Raw genomic sequence first — 18,100 nt, forward strand, 5'->3', positions numbered from 1 at the left:
CTCCGTAAGTTGTTTGGTGGCCCGGGAGGGCCGGGTGTGGCTTATGGGTTCTTGCCTTCAGTGGCTTCTCAGGAGTGGCCGCCCGGTTCTCCGGGGCGCCCTGACTGCTGATTGAGATGTGCGCGCCTTGTGCGGTCGCTGATTACGGAGATGACAGCGGGGTGTTCCTTGGGCCGACGGCACGCCGTGCGGAACGAGGAGGGGCGAGTGAACGAGCGACGGGCCCGGGTCTGGGTCGGCATCGACGCCGGTAAGGGCCATCACTGGGCGGCGGTGGTCGACGAAACCGGCGCGACTCTGTGGTCGAAGAAGATCGGCAACGACGAGTCGGAGATCCTGACCGCACTCGGCGAAATCCTGGAGCTGGCCGACGAAGTCCAGTGGGCGGTGGACATCTCCGGTACGTCCTCCGCGCTGTTGCTTGCCCTGCTCGCGGCCCATGGCCAGCAGGCCGTCTACGTGCCCGGCCGCACGGTCAACCGCATGTCCGGCGCCTACCGGGGCGAGGCCGAAACCGACGCCCGCGACGCCTACGTCATCGCGGAAACCGCCCGCCACCGCCGGGACTTCGCCACCATCGAAGTGCCCGCCCAACTCGCCGCGGACCTTGCCCTGCTGACCGCCCACCGAACCGACCTGGTGGCCGACAGGGTGCGAATGATCAACCGACTCCGCGACGTGCTGACCGGTGTCTTCCCCGCCCTGGAACGGGCCTTCGACTACTCCGCCCACAAAGGTGCGCTGGTACTGCTGACCGGCTACCAGACCCCAGCCGCCATCCGCCGACGTGGCCGGGCGCGGCTCACGGCCTGGCTCGCCAACCGCAGTGTGCGCGGCGCCGACGCCGTCGCGGCAACCGCACTCGAAGCCGCCCAGGCCCAGCAGACCGCCCTGCCGGGTGAGGACGTCGCCGCCCAGATCGTGGCCGACCTGGCCACGCAGATCCTGGACCTGGACGACCGGCTCAAGCGGATCGACAAGCAGATCCGCGACACGTTCCGCAGCCACCCGCAAGCCGAGATCATCGAGTCCCTGCCCGGCATGGGCCCCATACTCGGCGCCGAGTTCATCGTCGCTGCAGGTGACCTTGCGGCCTACGCGGATGCCGGCCATCTCGCCTCCGCGGCCGGGCTGGTGCCAGTCCCACGCGACTCGGGCCGCCGAACCGGCAACCTCCACCGGCCCAAGCGCTACAGCCGCCGCCTGCGCAGGGTCTTCTACATGTCCGCGCAGACCAGCATCATCCGCGAGGGACCGAACCGAGACTTCTACCTCAAGAAGCGCGGCGAGGGCTGCAAGCACGTTCAGGCCGTGATCGCCCTGGCCCGCCGACGAGCCAGCGTCCTGTGGGCCCTCCTGCGCGACAACCGGGTCTTCACCCCCGAGCTGCCGGTCGCGCAAGCGGCTTGACTTCATCATTGAGACTCCGGATGGGGTGTGAGGGCGGTGAGGGTGGTGAGTGGGGGCGGGAGACGCGTGGGGGGAGGGCGCGGGTGTGTGGGCGGGGTGCGGGGTACGGGGTGCGGGGTGTGTGGGGGGCGAGGGGGAGCAGGATGCGCGGGGCGCGGGGCGCGGGGCGCGGGGGCGTGCGGGTGGGGGGAAGCGCCTGCGGCCCGGTCCGCGGGTTCGGGCTCAGATCGCGTTGGTGATCCGCATGAGGTTCCAGACGCTGCCCGGCGTCGGGCCGCCCTGGAACGCCGCGTACTCCGGCTCGATCACGTGCGGCGCCCACTTGAGCTTGAACGCCTCCTGCGTGCGCGCCGGGTACACCGCCGCGCCGTGCTCCGCGATCAGCCGCAGCGCGCGGTCGAGCAGCGGGGACGCCGTCGCCGGGGCATGGGCGGCGGAGAGGCCCGCGAAGGGGGTCAGGCCCAGGTGCAGCCAGCCCGTGCCCTCCTCACGGAAACGCTCCAGGGCCGTCAGGTTCACGAGCTCGACCGTGCCCACCGGGGCCGCCGGGGATCGGCGCGTGAGGTCGTACAGATAGCCGGGCCTGGTGCCCCAGGCGGGGGAGTACGTGACGTAGCCGACCGCGCGACCCCCGACGCGGGCGACGAAGGTGCGCCGCAGCGGCGCCGCGAGCCCGCCTCGCTCGCCGATGAGGAAGTCGAGCTCCTTCACATGCCGTCCCTTGGCGCGCAGCCAGGCCGCGTCGAGCGCGTCCAGCTCCGGCCGGGGCGCGAGGGAGTCCTCCTCGGTGACGACGACGCCTTCGCGGCGGGCCCGCGACACGTTCTGCCGAACCTTCGCCAGTGCCTTGCCGCGGGTCGTGAACCGCTCCAGGTCGATGCTGTACGAGGAGCCGATCTGGTTGACGCGGAAACCGTGCGCCTCGTAACGGGCGACGTCGTCCGCGCGGAGCTGGGCCACCGTCAGCCTCGGGGTCCGGCCCGGTCCTCGGGACAGTTCCCGCAGGAACTCCCCGAGGAGCCGGTCCCGGTCCGCCGGGGCCGCGAACGGCCCGGCGAACTGGACGGCGTGCCGGCGGCCCCGGCGGTAGGCGACGAACCCCGGCACGGCGGTGCCGGGCCGGCGGACCGTGCCCGTGTTGAGGGCGAGCACCCCGCTCGGGTGGTCGGCGTGGGCCGCGACGACCGCCAGGGCGTCCGTCACCGCGGGCGCCGTCACCGGGCCCTGCTTCCCGCCGTCGCCGGCCCGTGCAGCTCCTGCTCGAAGGCGGCGAACGCCGGGTGCACCTTGGGCTCGAAGGGCACGCTGAACGGCTTGAAGAAGTTGCCGAGCAGCCCGCGGTCGCCGCACAGGTGCAGCGGGACGGCGAGCAGCGCCCACTCCGGGCCCACCAGCCACGCCCACAGGGCGACGACGGTGCCGGCCGTGAGCCAGCTGTGCATGGTGTTGTAGAGGACGTAGTACGCCTTCGGCACCGGCCCGCCCCTGGCCCTGCGGTGGGCCAGCGCCCCGGGCAGGTAGCCCAGGACGTCGATGTACGCGAACAGGGCGACGGCGACGGGCCAGCGGACCTCGTCCCAGTGGACGATCAGCAGGGCGGCGCTGATCACCATGCCCACCAGGTACTCGGCGCGCAGCAGCCGGAACGTCGTCCGGGTCTCGAACCGGTTGACGGGGTCCATCAGGCGGCCACCTCCTCGCCGCCGATCAGCGCGTGCAGGACGTGGCCGATGGTCTGCTTCAGCACCCGCTCGGCCACCGGGTCGACGATGTTGGCCAGCGTGGGCAGTCCGAAGTCGAACGCGGCGCTGAACTCGACCCGGCAGCCCGTCCCCTGGGGCGTCACCTGCCAGTGGCCGTCGAAGGTGTCGAAGTCGCCGCGCGTCTGCCGGAAGGAGATCGTCAGCGCGCTGTCGTCGAAGACGTCCTCCTCCTCCCAGGCGAGGACGCCGTTGCGGAAGTCGACCTCCCAGTCGCTGCCGATGACGCCGTCGCCGGTGTCGGGCCGGACGGAGACCCGGCGCACGGTGTCGACGAGTTCGGGGTAGCGGGCGAAGTCGCCGATGCGGGCGTAGGCGTCGCGCGGCGTGACGTCCGCCGCGTGGTGGGTCAGGTGGACCGACCGCATGTCAGGAGGTTCCCTTCTGGCTGGGGAAGCGTTCGCCCAGGGTGCGGGCCGCCGTGCGCAGCGCGGCCGTCAGCTCCTGCACGTCCGCCTCGTCGAGGACGGCCGGCGGCGTGAGCCGTACCACCGCGTGGGCGTTGAGCGAGTGGTTGACGATGACGTTCTCGTGCAGGAGTTCGAGGAGGAACTCGCCGGCGAAGCCCGGGTCGTGGAACTCGACGCCGATGAGGAGGCCCGCGCCGCGCACCTCCCGCACCAGGTGCGGGCAGTGGTCGGCGACGGCCGCCCGCAGCGCGGAGAGGATCCGCTCGCCGAGCGTGCGGGCGCGGCCGACGAGACCCTCCTCGTCGATCGTCGCCACCGCCGCCTCCACCGCGGCCATCGCCACCGGCGCGGCCGCGAACGTCGACGTGTGGATGAACGGGTCCTTGTCGAACGGCGCGAACGCCTCCTCGGTGGCCACCGCGGCGGCGACCGGGATCACGCCGCCGCTGAGCGACTTGCCGACCAGCAGCACGTCGGGCACGACGCCCTCGCGGTCGGCGCCCCACCACGTGCCGAGCCGGCCGAGACCGGTCATCACCTCGTCCAGGACGAGGAACGCGCCCCGCCGGCGGCACAGTTCGCCCACCTCGCGGAGGTAGCCCTCCGGCGGGATCACCACACCGGCCTCGCCCTGCACGGGCTCCAGGATCACGACCGCGTCCGAGGCGTCGTCGCCGAGCGCCTCCGCGAGCGCCGCCGCGTCCCCGTACGGCACGTGCGTGGTGGCGGGCAGCAGGGGCAGGAACGGGCGGCGGTAGAGGTCCTTGCCCGTCGCGGACAGCGCCCCCAGCGTCTTGCCGTGGTAGCCGTCGCGCATGGCGACGATCCGGTGCCGGCCGTGGCTGCGGGCCAGCTTCAGGGCCGCCTCCACCGCCTCGGCGCCCGAGCCGCAGAAATGCATCCGGTCGAGGCCCGGCGGGGTGACCCGGGCCAGCGCGGCGGCCGCCCGCCCGGCGGCCGGGTCGAGCAGCATGCGGGTGGACAGCGGGTGGGTGCGGATCTGGCGCTCCACCGCCTCGACCACGCGCGGATGGCAGGCGCCCGTGAGGAAGACGCCGTAGCCACCGCAGTTGAGGAAGGAACGGCCCTCCTCGGTGACCACCCGGGAGCCGGACGACGACGCCTCGACGTGACCGCCGAACATCTCGCCCAGCCGGCCCCGGCCGCTGCTGAGGTGGGTCTTGTACAGGTCGGCGGTGCTCCTGCCGTCGACCAGGGCCTCGCGGCCGCTCATCGGTGCCTCCTGGATCGGTCCGGTCGGGGGTACGGGCGCGCCGTCACGAGATGCGCAGCGGTGCGCCGGCGTGGTGGTCGAGCAGCGCCTGGGCGCTCGACGACCGGGACGGCGGGTGGAAGGCCAGGACCCTGCTGACGGCCAGCAGATGGCCCACCTCGGGGGAGGTGACGAAACGGACGCCGCCCAGCAGCTCCGCCGCCTGGTCCGCAGCCTTCACCAGCAGGTCCTGGACCGCGAAGCGCGCGGCCAGCGTCGCGGCCAGCTCGTCGTTGCCGACCGTGCCGGAGTCCACGACCCGCGCCACGTTCTCGGCGAGGCCCGCGGCGGCCTCCACGGCGACGAGCACGGCCGCCCGGTCCGTCGCGCTGCCGCGCCCGGAGCCCAGCGCCGCCTCGGCCAGCCGGCCCACCGCGCCGGTGTACGCGGCGGTGACCAGGAGCTCGAACCAGACGAACCCGACGGTCTGGAGGGTGTCCAGACCGGAACCGAGCTCGACCTCGGGCCGCAGCATCAGCTCCTCGGGCACGTGCACGTCGTCGAGGACGACCTCGTCGCTCTCCGCGCCCGCCAGGTACGGCACGCCCCAGAACGGGCTGCGGGTGATGCCGGGCGAGCCGGCCGGGATCAGCGCCACGCCCAACTGCGAAGAGCCGTCGGGCTGTTCGATCGCCACACCGGCGGTCAGCAGGTCCATGGACCGGGACAGGCTGCACGGCTTCTTGGAGCCGTTCACCACGAAGCCGTCCCCCGACTCCGCCGGGCGGGCCGTCACGGCCGCGTCCAGGATTCCGGCGCCCGTGCGGCCCTCGGCGAAGCCGGAGGCGACGAGCAGCGCGTCGCGGGCGATGCCCTCGATCAGCATCCACTCCAGCCCGCTCGCATCGGCGGACGCGACCAGGGCGACCAGGGACGCCACGGAGAAGTTGTGCATCGCCGTGGCCACCGCCAGCGACGGGGACAGCGCGCCGAGTGCCCGGGAGACCCGTACGGCCTCCAGCGCGGTCGCGCCTCCGCCGCCGTAGGTGCGGGGCACGAGGAGTCCGGCGCCGCCGGCCCGCTTGAACGCGGCGAGCGCCGGGCTGCCCGGGCTCTCCAGCTCGGACAGCGGCAGGTCCCGCAGCTCCTCCGCGAGCCCGGGCAGCGCCTTGGCGCACGCCTCACGGGCCGACTCCATGCAACGCAGCGCGTACGGGGCGGGGTTGGTGGTGGGGGTCATCGGTCCTCCTCGGGCATCGACGCGGCGAACACCGCCTCGGTGGGACGGATCCCGTCGGCGATGCTCACCCCCTGCACGTGACTGGTGCGCAGCGCCGGATAGTTGGCCTCGCCGCACGGGCCGCCGGTCAGACCGGTGCCGCCGTGCGTGGGCAGGACGGGCAGGAAGCCGATGTGGGAGTCGTTGACCTTCAGCAGGCCGCCGTTGCGGACCCCGCGGACGAAGCCGTCGACGACCTCGCGGTCCCGCGCCCACAGCGAGTTCCGCAGCCCGTACGCGTTGGTGTTCACGAAGTCGACGACGGCGTCGAGGAGTTCGCCCTCGGGAACGTCGTCGGCGACCACGACGGGCAGCAGCGGGAAGAAGGTCTCCTCGCGGACGGCCCGCACGTTCCGCGCCGCCTTCAGACCGTCGACGCGCACCACGGTCGGCTCCACGAACACCCCGCCGACCGGGTCGGGAACCCCGTCCAGGCCGAGCCGCCGGCCGCCGGTCACGACGGTGGCGCCGAACTCGACGGCGTCCCGGAGGACCTCCTCGTACGCCTCGGTGCGCCGCACCGGCGACAGCAGTGCCTCCGGCTCCTCGGGAAGACCGGGGCGGATGGCGCGCACCCGCTCGGCCAGCCGTTCGAGCAGCGCGTCGGCGATCGCCGGGTGGACGACGGCGCAGTTGGGCACCATGCAGATCTGCCCGGAGCCGTAGAACGCCTCCGCGAGCGCCTCGGCCGCCATGTCGAGGTCCACGTCGTCCCAGACCACGCACGTGTCGTTGCCCGCGAGTTCGAGCACCGGCTTCTTGCCGTGGGCCACGCACTCGGCGCCGAAGGCGACCCCCTGCTCGCTGCCGCCGAAGTACATGATGTCGTCGACGTGCCGGCTGTCGAGCCACTGCCGCATCGTCGGTCCGGCTTCGGCGCAGACCACCGACAGGGCCTCCGGCGGGGCGCCGACCTCGCGCAGGGCGGGGATCAGCAGCTCGTGCGCGATGCGCAGCACCCCGAGCGGGGAGCTCAGCGGGGCGCGCACCACCAGGGCGTTGCCGGCGGCGAGCGCCCACACGCCGAGGACCGAGTTGGCGACGGTCGCGTTCTGCGGCGGGTTGAGGCACACCACGCCGTCGGCGACCCGGCGGACGATCAGCTCGCGGGGGCCGATGACCGTGCGGTGCTCCAGCTGGTCCGCGATGTAGGCGCGGGTGCTGGGGGCCGTGTTGGCGATGATGCCGGTGGTCTCCCACTCGGCCAGCGCCCTCGGGTGCCCCTCGGCGATGAGCAGTTCGACGATCTCGTCCCGCTTGCTCCGGGTGAGTTCGTGGACGGTCTCCACGAACCGGAGGCGGGTGGCGAGCGGCGTGGCCGCCCAGGTGGGCACCGCGCCGGCGGCGCCGCGCAGCGCCGCCTCCATGTCGGTCGCGTCGCCGACCGCGCAGCGCCCGATGACGGAGTCCGGCGCCTCCTCGGGTGCCAGGCGCCCCTGCTCCAGGTCCCGCTTCAGGCGGATGGAGCTCATCATGTCCGTGAGCATCGCCGAGGCGCGGACCGTGTAGACCCAGCGGTCGGAGGGGACGTCCTGTCCCGCGACGTACGAGCCGTAGGAGTGCACGCGCCTCACCGGTCCCCGGCCGCGTCGGCCGCGTCGAAGGGGGCCACGGCGGAGTCGAACGCCTCGGCCAGCCGGGTGATCCGCTCGCCCGGCTCGAACATGGAGAAGTGGTCGCCGAAGACCTTCTCCTCCGTCACCGCGCCGGTGACGTGCGCCTGCCAGAGGGACTTGTCGACCAGGTTCATGCGCAGCGCCGTGTCGAGGTCGAGCGTGCCGCCCACCTCGTCGGCGCGCAGCAGCACCATGTCGCCGCGGAACGGGCGGTCCGGGTAGTGGCCCTTGAGGAGGTCGTAGTTGTGCTTCCAGATCCGGAAGAAGCTCTTGTCGCGCAGCTCCGCCAGGTCCAGTCGGCTCTCGCCGACCGCGTCGAGGAGCAGCGGGAACGCCTCGGCGAACTCCTCGTCGGTGAGGTGCCGGCCGACGTACGTCTCCGGGGGGTAGCTGTCGAGCAGGACGAGCGTCTCGACCTCCTCGCCGGCGGCCTGGAGCTGGAGCGCCATCTCCAGGGCGACGTTGCCGCCGAAGGAGTAGCCGCCCAGGCGGTAGGGGCCGGAGGGCTGCTCGCGCCGGACGCGCTCCAGGTAGAGGGCGGCCAGCTCGCGCAGGGTGGCCGGCGGGTCCTGGACCGGGAACGACAGGGCGCGCAGCGGCACGCGGGAGCCGGAGTGCTCGACGAGCCCGGCGTAGACGACGTTGGTGCCGCCGGCCGGGTGCACCAGGTGCAGGGCCCGGCCCTCGCCCTCGCGCAGGGCGAGCAGACCCCGCTGCGGGTCCTCGCCGCCGGTGAGGGCCTCGTGGATCCGGGCGGCCATCTGCTCGGGGGTGCGCAGGGCGGCGAACTCGTCGAAGTCCAGGTCGACGGAGAACTCCTCGGCGAGCGCCGTGACGACCTCGACCGCGAGCAGCGAGTCGCCGCCCATGTCGTAGAAGTCGGCGTCGGCCTCGAGTTCCGGCACGTCCAGGCGCTGCGCGACGATCAGGATGACCCGGTCCAGGACCGACCGGGCGTCGGCGGCGGGCGTCTCACGGCCTGCCGGGACGGCGGCCTCGGCGGGCTCGGCGGCCCGCGGGGCGTCGGGCTCGATCCAGTACCGCTGCGGGTCGAGCGGCTGGCCGGGCAGGGTGACCTTGCGCCGGGCCGGGCCCTGCCAGGTGAGCGGAGTGGCGTCGGCCGCCGCGCCGGCGGCCAGCGCCTCCAGCTCGGCCCGGGCCTCGTCGAGAGTGGCGGCGGTGAAACCGTGCCGTACGGGCAGCAGAGCCCGGCCGGCCGTCAGCGTGTAGGCCAGGTCGGCCAGTTCGGGGACGTCGGGACCGTCCGAGATCCGCCGCGCCAGGTCGGCGGCCAAGCGCCGCAGCGCGTCGACGGTCCGGGCGCTGATCACCACCGGGTGGCGCACGCCGTCCTCCGCCGGAGCGGGAGCGGCCGGGGCGGGCGGCACGGTGAGCACGGCGTGGGCGTTGGTGCCGCCGAGACCGAACGCGCTGACGGCAGCCGCCTTCAACGGGGCGTCGGTGAAGCGCACGGCCTCGGTGGAGACCGTGTACGGCAGCTTGTCCCAGTTCAGATGGGCGTTGGGCCGCGCGTGGTTGATCTGCGGCGGCACCGTCTGGTGGTGCAGCGCGAGCGCGGCCTTGATGAGGCCGGTGACGCCCGCCGCCGCGTCCAGGTGGCCCAGGTTGGCCTTCACGCTGCCGATGAGACAGTCCGGGGCGGGGCCGCCGACGGCGGCGTGCGCGGCGGCCAGCGAGGAGATCTCCAGCGGGTCGCCGACGGCGGTGCCGGTGCCGTGCGCCTCGACGTAACCGATGTCCGCCGGGTCGATCCCGGCGGCGGCCACGGCGGCGCGGACGACGGCCTGCTGGCCGGCGGTGCCGGGCGCGGTGAAGCCGATCTTGTCCGAGCCGTCGTTGTTGACGGCGATGCCCCGCACCACCGCGTAGACGCGGTCGCCCTCGTCGAGCGCGTCCTGGAGCCGCTTGAGGACGACGACACCGCAGCCGTTGCCCTTGACGGTGCCCGAGGCGTCCGCGTCGAACGGCCGGCAGTGGCCGTCGCGGGACATGATGCCGCCCTCCTGGTGGGCGTATCCGGCGGTCTGCGGGAAGGTGATGCTGACGCCGCCGGCGAGCGCGGCCTTGATCTCGCCGCGGGTCAGCGCCGCGCAGGCGAGCTGCACCGCCGTCAGGGAGCTGGAGCAGGCGGTCTGCACGCTCATGCTGGGTCCGCGCAGGTCCAGCTTGTACGACACGCGGGTGGCCAGGAAGTCCTTGTCGTTGCCGAGCAGGACCGGGTAGGTCAGCGCGGCGTCGGCGAACTCGCCGGAGCGCAGCACGTTCGCGAGCAGGTAGCTGCTGAGACTGGAGCCGGCGAACACGCCGATCGGGCCGTACTCGGCGCCCGGCGGGGTGCCGGCGTCCTCCAGGGCCTCCCAGGCGCAGGTGAGGAAGACCCGGTGCTGCGGGTCCATCAGCTTGGCGTCGCGCTGCGTGTAGCCGAAGAAGGCGGCGTCGAACAGGTCGGCGTCTTCCAGGGCCGCGCCCCGGGTCACGTAGTTCGCGGCGGCGGACCGCTCCTGCGGGACACCGGCCGCGCGCAGCTCCTCCGCGGAGAACTCGCGGACGGCCTCGCGGCCCTCGACGAGGAGCCGCCACAGCTCGGCGGTGCCGGGGGCGCCCGGGAAGCGCCCCGCCATGCCGACGATCGCGATCGCGTCGTCCCTCGTACCGTCACTCATGCGTCGTACCCCGTATCGATTCGATGTGCGCGGCGAGCCGGCGCACGGTGGTGTGGGTGAAGAGTTCGATCATCTGGAGGTCCTCGGCGGCCGGCTCCTGGACGAGCAGCTGGTGCACCTGGACCACGTGCATCGACGTGCCGCCGATGTCGAAGAAGTTGTCGTCGGCGCCGAAGCCGTCGGTGCCGAGCACCTCGGTCCACACGGCGCGCACGGCCGCCTCGGTGTCGCCGCCGGACTGCTGCGCCCCGGCGCTCCGCGCGGCGGCCGACCGGGCCTGTGGCCAGGGCAGGGCGGCGGTGTCGACCTTGCCGTTGATGGTCAGGGGCAGCGCGTCGGTGCGGACGATGCGCGAGGGGACCATGTACGACGGGAGCCGCAGCCGCGCCTCGTGGCGGAGCTTCTCCTCCGCCGGCACCTCGGCGCCGGTGACGAAGGCGACCAGGGCCGGGTGCTCCGCGTCCCGCTCGTCGAGGCGCACCGCGCACTCCTGCACGCCGGTGACCGCGAGGAACGCCGACTCGACCTCGCCGAGCTCGATGCGGAAGCCGCGCAGCTGGACCTGCTGGTCGATGCGGCCGAGGTGGACGAGGGTGCCGTCGGCGCGGACGACACCGAGGTCGCCGCTGCGGTACAGCGGCCGTCCGTCGACGACGGGGAACCGCTCGGCGGTCAGCTCGGGCCGGCCGAGGTAGCCGAGGGTGACGCCCGCGCCGCCCACGACGATCTCGCCGGGCACGCCGGGCGGGCAGACGTGCCCGTCCTCGTCGACCACGCGCACGGTGAGGTGCGGCAGCGGCCGGCCGATGAGCGACGCGGTCTCGGTCGCCGCCTCCTCCTGCGTCACGGCGTGGAAGGTGACGTGGACGGTCGTCTCGGTGATGCCGTACATGTTGACCAGCACGGCCCGGTCGCCCATGACGTCGTACCAGGGCCGCAGCGAGGCGTAGCGGAGCGCCTCGCCGCCGAACACCACGTACCGGACGGCGAGTTCGCCGCCGTCACCCGGGCGCAGCACCTTCAGCAGCTGGCCGAACGCGGACGGCGTCTGGTTGAGGACGGTGACCCGCTCCCGGACGAGGAAGGCCCGGAAGTCCTCGGGGGACTTGGCGACGGTCTCGGGGACGATCGCGAGCCGGCCGCCGTACAGCAGGGCGCCGAAGACCTCCCAGACGGAGAAGTCGAAGGCGTAGCTGTGGAACAGGCTCCAGGTGTCCTCGGGGCCGAAGCCGAACCGGCCTTCGCAGGCACGCATCAGCGTCATCACGTTCCGGTGCGTGACCTGGACGCCCTTGGGCTTCCCGGTGGAGCCCGAGGTGAAGATGACGTACGCGGTGTCGTCGGCGGACGGCGCGGGCGCCGGGCCGCCGACGCGCGCGCCGGTGCCGGTGGGGTCCTCGAGCGTGGCGGCGGCGTCCAGCCACTGTCCGGGGGCCTCGGGCCAGCGGTGCTCGTCCTCGACGACGGTGAGCCCCTCCGGGAAGGCGTCGAGGATCCGGCCGATGCGCGAGGAGGGGGAGTTGGGGTCGAGCGGCACGTACGCCTTGCCGGCCTTGAGCACGCCGAGGATCACGGCGATCAGCTCGGGGCCGCGGCGCATGGAGACGCCGACGTACGGGCCCGTGGCCCGGGCGGCGAGGGCGGCGGCGACCTTGTCGGACAGCTCGTCGAGGAGCCCGTAGGTGAGCGCGGTGCCCTCGTGGACGACGGCGGTGCGCGTGGCGTGCGCCGCCGCGGTGCGGGTGAACCAGTCGGCGAGCGAGCCGGGCAGTTCGTCGTCGGCGACCGGGCGCGCGTCGGCGTTGACCAGGGCGTCGAGGGCCCGTTCGGCGTCCGCCGGGAGGGCGGGCAGGGAGGTCAGGAGGCGGTCGGGGTCGGCGGCCACGAGGGTGACGACGTGGCGCATGACCTCGAGCGGACGGGTGTGCCAGTGCTCGTCGGAGCACTCGGCGTTGACGGCGAAGCGGTCCCCGAGGTCCTCGACGTTCATCGACATCGGGTACTTCACCATGCGCCTGCGCAGCGGGAGTTGCTCGACCTCGCAGCCGTCGAGGGCGAAGGCGAGCGGCTGCCGGTAGTAGGTGAACGCCTGGTCCACGCTCAGCGGGCTGCCGGCCGCCTTCGGGCACACCTCGTGGACGTGGGCCGACAGGTCGAAGCCCTGGTGGCGCAGCATCTCGGACTTGCTCGCCTCGGCCCAGCGGCACAGGTCCGCGAAGGTGCGGTGGGCGGTGAGGTCGCAGCCCAGCGGGAGGGTGTTGACGTAGTAGCCGAACGCGGCGCGCTGGCGGAGCCCCTGGCGGTTGGCGACCGGGATGCCCACCACCGGCTGACGGCCGCCGGTGGTCCGGGCGTACGTCATCAGGTACGCGGAGAGGAAGAAGGTGAACGGCGTGCAGCCGAGCTCCTCGGCGCGGCGGCGCACCAGTTCGCTCAGCTCCGGACCGAGGTCGAGCCGGCGCTCCTCGCCGAACAGCGTCCCGTCGGCCGTGCGGTGGCCGAGCAGCCGGTCGTCGCCCAGACCGTCGGCGTGGCCGAGGCGCTCCCGGTAGAAGGCGATCGACTCCTCGCGGGCCGGCTTCGGCTCGACCAGGAGGGAGGGGGAGTCCTGTACGGAGTCGGGCAGTTCGGCCTCCGGGTCGGCGTACAGCCTGCCGAGGAGGTGGACCAGGTTGAAGTGGCTGTAGCCGTCCGCGACCAGGTGCGAGAAGAGCATCGACACATAGGTGGCGTCGGCCGCCTGGTGGATGTGGAAGTCGTACTGGCGGGGGGCGTCGGGCGGCAGGGGAGTGTCGGCCAGTTCCGTCAGGCGGTCGACGACCGTCGCGGCGCCCTCGCCGGTCAGGGTGGTGACCGGGACGAGGTCGTCGGGGTCGGCGGTGCAGGGCCGGTACACGGCGTGGACCACGCCGTCACGCTGTTCGAACGTGGTGTTCAGCGCGCGGATGCCCGCGCCGAGCCGGCCGAGGGCCCGGCGCAGCCGGGGCACGTCGGGCCCGCCGGTGATGCGGAAGGCCGCGGCGAGGTTGAAGGAAGCGTCCTGCGGGGAGAGCAGGGCGTGGGCGAACAGTTTGAGTTCGGCCGGAGTGGCCGGGTGGTGCACAGCATCGATCTGCATTGGTTCCACACCAATCAGGACTTCGGTGTCATGGACGTGCACGGCACGAATCGGCGTGCCTGAATGTCCGCCGTCCATGAGGCAGGCGGAATTCCGTACGGAAATGTGGTTCCGGGCGCATGTGTGCGACCGCCGGAACGAAAAGGAATGCGGTGCCGGAAAAGCGGCGCGTCAGTCGCGCCGGCACTCCGGCGCAGGGCGCGACGTCAGTGGCACGACGTGCCCGAGAGGCGGGCTCGCGCAGGATGCGTCGTGGTTGGCGGGCAGGGCCCGATGGCTCGCTCGATCATGTGAATCCCCCGTGGCGTCTGAGCACTGTCGCAGTCGAAGCACCAGGTGGGGCCGGTGCCGGTGGACTGCCTACGGTCGTTCCGCGGGTGGCGCCGGGAGGCGCCCGACCCTGGTTCAGAACGAGACGACGCGTTCTAACCTAGGAGTGGCGCGATGCTTCGTCAAGTGACGGTCCTGTGAAGGGATCCGGGGCGCGTCGGCGGCGGCGCGGATCTCGGGTGACCTGTGGCCAAAGGTTGTTGCGTGCCGGTTACCGGCGAGTTAATGTGCACGAGTCGGCGACCGCGCCATGGCGACGGTTTTCCTGTCGGCCGGTGCTCGCCCAGGACGCCCGGCCGCCGCGCGCGGTCCGCGCAGTCGAATGGAGCGCGGAATTCGCGACGTGTTCCGGGCGCATACGAGAACGTTCCGCGTCATGACGCGGGCACCGCTTTTCGGAAGTGACCGCGGCATCGCCCTCGGCGGGCCCCGCACACGCCAACGCTCCGGCAGCACCACGGGCACGCACACAGGCCCGCGCACCCGCACACGCACCACCTTCCTTCCGCAGACCCTCCGGCGCGCCGTGCGCGCCCGTACCGCGAGAGAACCAGGGAGCGTCGTATGTCCGACGAACGGCGACCGGCCGACGGCTGGCGGCCCGCGGCAGGGGAGCCCGGCCTGTACACGGCGGGCCCCGTGGACGGCGAGCCGCTCGTCCTCGTCCACGGCATCCGCCTGTCGGCGTGGACGTGGCAGCCGTACACCGTCCGGCTCACGCCCCGCTTCCGCCTCACCGCCTGCGACCTGCCCGGCCACGGCGCCCTGAGGGGACGGCCGTTCACCCTCGAAGGCGCCGTGGACCGGGTCGGGGCCGCCGTCCGCGAGGCCGCCCGCGCCACCGGCCGCCGCCCCTGGGTGGCCGGCGTCTCCCTCGGCGGCTACACCACGCTCGCCTACGGCGCCCTCGGCGACGGCGGAGCGGCCGGCCTCCTCGTCAACGGCGCCACGGCACGCGCCGACGGCCCCCTGGCCCGCGCGTTCACCCGCATGTCCCGGACGATCGAGCGGATCGGCGCCGCCCGTGCCGAGCGGCTCAACGAAGCCGCGTTCCGCCGGCTCCTCCCGTACGACACGGCCGTCGCCGCCCTCCACGGCGGCCTGGCCATGGAGACCTTCCCCGAGGTCGTCGCCGACCTCCGCCGCCGCGACTTCCTCGCCCTCGCCCACGCCTGCGCCACGCCCGTGCAGTTCGTGAACGGCCGCCGGGACCGCAGGTTCCGCGCCGACGAGCACGCCTTCCTCGACGCGGTCCGCGCCGACGGCACCCCGGCCGGCCTGGCCCTCGTACCCGGCGGCCACATCAGTTGTCTGACCGATCCCGACCTGTACAGCCGAATCCTGGTACGCGGCCACGCAGAGCTGACCCGGCTGGCCGGGCGCTCCGGCCCGGCCGGAAAGAAGGAGCCCTCATGAGCACCTGGACGCGCACCCTGTCCTCCGTCCCCGGCCGCCCGGACGCACGGATCCTCTGCCTGCCGTACGCCGGCGGCACCGCCTCCGCCTACCGGTCCTGGGCCTCCGTCCTGCCGGTGAACGTGCAGCTCCAGGCCGTCGAACTGCCCGGCCACGGACTGCGCCTCGCGGAGGAACCGCTCCGCAGGTCCGGCGACGTGATCCGCCCCCTCGCCGACGAACTCGCCCGCGAGCACCGCCTGCTGCCGTCCCCGCGCACCATCCTGTTCGGCCACAGCATGGGAGCCCTCCTCGCCTACGAGCTCTGCCGCGCCCTGTGCGAACGCGGCATGCCGCCGGCCGCCCTCGTCGTCTCGGCCATGTGCCCCGCCGACCGCCTCGACCGCAAGGCCAACGGCCTCCTCGCCGAGCGCAGGAACCTGCTGCTCGACCACATCCGCCAACTCGGCCAGACCCCGCCCGAGGTCCTCGAATCGCCCACCATGCGCGACCTCGTCCTGCGCCCCGCCCAGGCCGACTTCGAACTCCTCGCCCACGCCCCCGCCCCCGCGCCGGTCCCGCTGGACGTCCCGGTCCTCGCTCTCGCCGGACGCCACGACTTCATCCAGCCCTCGCACCTCGTCGGCGCATGGGAACGCCACACCCGGCAGTGGCTCGGCATGCGGGTCCTGCACGGCGACCACTTCTTCCCCTGGCAGAGCGAGGACGTCGGCTACCTGCTCAACGAACTCGCCCGCACCGCCGCCGTTCCCGCGGCCGCCGCCCGATGACCGGGCCCGCCGTCCTGGCCCTGTGCGCCAGCCCCTCCACCACCTCCACCACCCAGCGCGTCCTGGACGACCTGGTCACCCCGCGGCTGTCCCGCCTCGGCCTGCGCGTCACCCCGCTCGCGCTGCGCCCGCTGCCCGCCGACGCCCTGGTGCGCGGCGACGCCGGCCATCCGGCCCTCGCCTCGGCGGCCGGGCGGCTGGAGCACGCCGACGGCGTCGTCATCGGCACGCCCGTGCACAAGGCGTCCTTCACCGGACTGCTCAAGGTCTTCCTCGACCTGCTGCCCCGGAACGCGCTCGCCGGCAAGGTCGTCCTGCCCCTCGCCACCGCGCACGACCCCCGGCACGGCCCCCTCCTCATGCGCGGCCTCGAACCCGTGCTCGCCTCCATGGGTGCGGCGCGGGTGGCGCCGCTGTGCTGCCTCACCTCCGGCGACCTCGGTGGCACGGACGGGTCCGGCCCGCCCGCCCTCGACGAGGCCGTCGACGGCTTCGCCCGGATGCTGCGCGACCCAGCTCACACCACAGGTGTGTCATATAGACGTCAGATGTCACTCCGCCACAGGTAGGGTCACGAGAGCGGGAAATGATCATCTGAGGGGGGCCATGACCGTGGACCTGGCCACGACGGACCAGCGGCCGGACGCCGGCCGGACGGCGGCGGCGGCCGTGGCCGCCCACCTGCGGGCCGACATCGCCCGGCTGGCCGCCAGAGCCACGGCCGAGATCATCCAGCAGATCGACGGCTTCCGCCGCGCCGACCTGCCCCGGGCCGACCTCGACGCCCACGTGCGGTTCTTCCTCGAGGCCGGCATCCGCGCCCTCGGTGAGGGGCGCACCGCCGCCACCGACGCCGAACGGGAGGCGGCACGCGCCTACGGGGCGCGCCGCGCCGCGGACGCGGTGCCGGCCGAGGACGTGCTGCTCAGCTTCTACGTGGCCTTCCGCACGGTCTGGGAGGTGACCGGTGACGCCCTCGCGCAGCGCGACGACCTCGGCGATCTGCTGCCCGCCATGGAACGCACGATGCTGTGGGTGCAGTACGTCACCAGCGAGGTCGGCGCGGGACACCGCGAGGCCCAGGCGGGCGCCTCGACGGCCCGGCTGGCCGCCGGCCGCCGCCTCGCCGAGGCGCTCGACGACCCGGCCGTGCCGGAGAGCGAACTCCACACCGCCCTGGAACGCCTCGGCTTCGACCCGGAGGGCGACTTCCAGCTGTGGGTGAGCCGCCGGGACGCCGACGCCGTCCGGCTGCGGACCGTCCAGGCACGCCTGGAGGAGGCGGCCGGACGGTTCGCCGTCCTGGGCGTCTCCGGCGAGATCGTCGTCGTGGGTCAGGGCGGGCAGGCGACGTCCCCGGCCGAGGCCGCGCTCCTGGCGGACGGCGGCGGGCCGGTCGGCGCGGGTCTGGTCCGCTCCGGCCCCGCGGGGGCCCGGCGGAGCGTCGACGACGCCCGTCGCGCGCTGCGCGCGGGCGGCGGACGCCCGGGAGTCCACCGCTACGCCGACGTCTGGCCCTTCGCGCTCGTCGCCGACGTCGGCGCCGGGCGCGTCCCGCTGCTCGACGAGGCCCTCGACACGGCCCGCTCCAACCCCCATCTGGCGGAAGCGGTACGGGAGTTCGCCGACCAGGGTTTCTCGGTGGCGGCGGCCGCCCGGGCCCTGAGCGTGCACGCCAACACCCTCACGTACCGCCTGGACCGCTGGCACGAACTGACCGGCCTCGACTGCCGGACCTACGCGGGCCTGTTCACCTCACGGGCGGCCGTGGAGCTCGCCTGAGCGCCCCGGGTCCGCTCACGCGGGTCCGCCGGTCCTGCGCACGAAGCGCCGTATCCGGTCGGGCACCCGCGAGACGATCGCCGCCGCCCCCGTCGTACGGCGCGGCCGGCGTACCAGTTCGCCCGCGCAGTTGGGGCACACCCCGGCGAAACCCCCGGCGCAGCGCGGGCACCAGGTGCACTCGTAACTGCAGATGAACGCCGGGGAGTCCCCGGCCAGCGGCTGCGCGCAGCCCATGCAGCGCGGACGCATCCGCAACATGTCTTCTCCTCTTCGGTCGACCGGTCTCGAAGCTCCGGACTTCTGGCACGA

The 18,100-nt window shown here is 73.6% G+C and carries 14 protein-coding genes; 5 read left to right on the forward strand and 9 right to left on the reverse strand.

The genetic code is table 11. The features are described from left to right. The first annotated feature begins 207 nt into the window (after window positions 1-207). Window positions 208-1,410, forward strand: a complete 1,203-nt coding sequence (locus ESG85_RS18800; RefSeq protein ID WP_128980710.1) for an IS110 family RNA-guided transposase — start codon at window positions 208-210, stop codon at window positions 1,408-1,410. Between the two features lie 222 nt (window positions 1,411-1,632). Here the strand turns inward: ESG85_RS18800 and ESG85_RS18805 are convergent, their stop codons facing one another. The 8 genes from ESG85_RS18805 to ESG85_RS18840 are packed head-to-tail and all read right to left on the reverse strand — an operon-like array spanning window position 1,633 to window position 13,490. Next, window positions 1,633-2,628 (reverse strand): DUF2156 domain-containing protein, encoded by a 996-nt coding sequence (locus ESG85_RS18805; protein WP_128980742.1) that lies wholly within the window; start codon window positions 2,626-2,628, stop codon window positions 1,633-1,635. Beyond that, window positions 2,625-3,092, reverse strand: a complete 468-nt coding sequence (locus ESG85_RS18810; protein WP_128980744.1) for a hypothetical protein — start codon at window positions 3,090-3,092, stop codon at window positions 2,625-2,627. Before ESG85_RS18810 ends, ESG85_RS18805 begins: the two co-directional genes overlap by 4 nt. After that, window positions 3,092-3,538 (reverse strand): type II toxin-antitoxin system RatA family toxin, encoded by a 447-nt coding sequence (locus tag ESG85_RS18815; protein WP_128980746.1) that lies wholly within the window; start codon window positions 3,536-3,538, stop codon window positions 3,092-3,094. The genes ESG85_RS18810 and ESG85_RS18815 overlap by 1 nt, the downstream gene beginning before the upstream one ends. 1 nt (window position 3,539) lies before the next feature. Further along, window positions 3,540-4,814, reverse strand: a complete 1,275-nt coding sequence (locus ESG85_RS18820; protein WP_128980748.1) for an aspartate aminotransferase family protein — start codon at window positions 4,812-4,814, stop codon at window positions 3,540-3,542. A gap of 43 nt (window positions 4,815-4,857) precedes the next feature. Further along, the gene (locus ESG85_RS18825) at window positions 4,858-6,033 is read right to left on the reverse strand and encodes an acyl-CoA dehydrogenase family protein (protein ID WP_246095151.1); all 1,176 of its coding nucleotides are present in this window, start codon (window positions 6,031-6,033) and stop codon (window positions 4,858-4,860) included. Then, on the reverse strand, window positions 6,030-7,637 hold the full coding sequence (locus ESG85_RS18830) for an aldehyde dehydrogenase family protein (protein ID WP_246095152.1): 1,608 nt from the start codon (window positions 7,635-7,637) through the stop codon (window positions 6,030-6,032). Before ESG85_RS18830 ends, ESG85_RS18825 begins: the two co-directional genes overlap by 4 nt. Before the next feature lie 5 nt (window positions 7,638-7,642). Next, window positions 7,643-10,372: a beta-ketoacyl synthase N-terminal-like domain-containing protein gene (locus tag ESG85_RS18835; RefSeq protein ID WP_128980750.1), complete on the reverse strand. Its 2,730-nt coding sequence runs from the start codon at window positions 10,370-10,372 to the stop codon at window positions 7,643-7,645. Next, window positions 10,365-13,490 (reverse strand): non-ribosomal peptide synthetase, encoded by a 3,126-nt coding sequence (locus ESG85_RS18840; RefSeq protein ID WP_164986269.1) that lies wholly within the window; start codon window positions 13,488-13,490, stop codon window positions 10,365-10,367. Before ESG85_RS18840 ends, ESG85_RS18835 begins: the two co-directional genes overlap by 8 nt. A gap of 894 nt (window positions 13,491-14,384) precedes the next feature. On the opposite strand from ESG85_RS18840, the gene ESG85_RS18845 reads away from it, so the two are divergent. The 4 genes from ESG85_RS18845 to ESG85_RS36650 are packed head-to-tail and all read left to right on the forward strand — an operon-like array spanning window position 14,385 to window position 17,788. Beyond that, complete coding sequence (locus tag ESG85_RS18845) at window positions 14,385-15,236, forward strand: alpha/beta fold hydrolase (protein WP_128980754.1); 852 nt, start codon at window positions 14,385-14,387, stop codon at window positions 15,234-15,236. Further along, window positions 15,233-16,006: a thioesterase II family protein gene (locus ESG85_RS18850; RefSeq protein ID WP_128980756.1), complete on the forward strand. Its 774-nt coding sequence runs from the start codon at window positions 15,233-15,235 to the stop codon at window positions 16,004-16,006. The genes ESG85_RS18845 and ESG85_RS18850 overlap by 4 nt, the downstream gene beginning before the upstream one ends. Beyond that, window positions 16,003-16,575, forward strand: coding sequence for an NAD(P)H-dependent oxidoreductase (locus ESG85_RS18855; protein WP_164986270.1), 573 nt, complete (start codon window positions 16,003-16,005; stop codon window positions 16,573-16,575). Before ESG85_RS18850 ends, ESG85_RS18855 begins: the two co-directional genes overlap by 4 nt. A 37-nt stretch (window positions 16,576-16,612) precedes the next feature. After that, the gene (locus ESG85_RS36650; protein ID WP_128980760.1) at window positions 16,613-17,788 is read left to right on the forward strand and encodes a PucR family transcriptional regulator; all 1,176 of its coding nucleotides are present in this window, start codon (window positions 16,613-16,615) and stop codon (window positions 17,786-17,788) included. 15 nt (window positions 17,789-17,803) lie between these two features. Here ESG85_RS36650 and ESG85_RS36765 read toward each other — a convergent pair whose 3' ends face one another. Then, window positions 17,804-18,049: a DUF1272 domain-containing protein gene (locus ESG85_RS36765; RefSeq protein ID WP_128980762.1), complete on the reverse strand. Its 246-nt coding sequence runs from the start codon at window positions 18,047-18,049 to the stop codon at window positions 17,804-17,806. Window positions 18,050-18,100 lie beyond the last annotated feature (51 nt).

The sequence above is a fragment of the Streptomyces roseicoloratus genome (assembly GCF_004117935.1).
GTDB lineage: Bacteria > Actinomycetota > Actinomycetes > Streptomycetales > Streptomycetaceae > Streptomyces > Streptomyces roseicoloratus.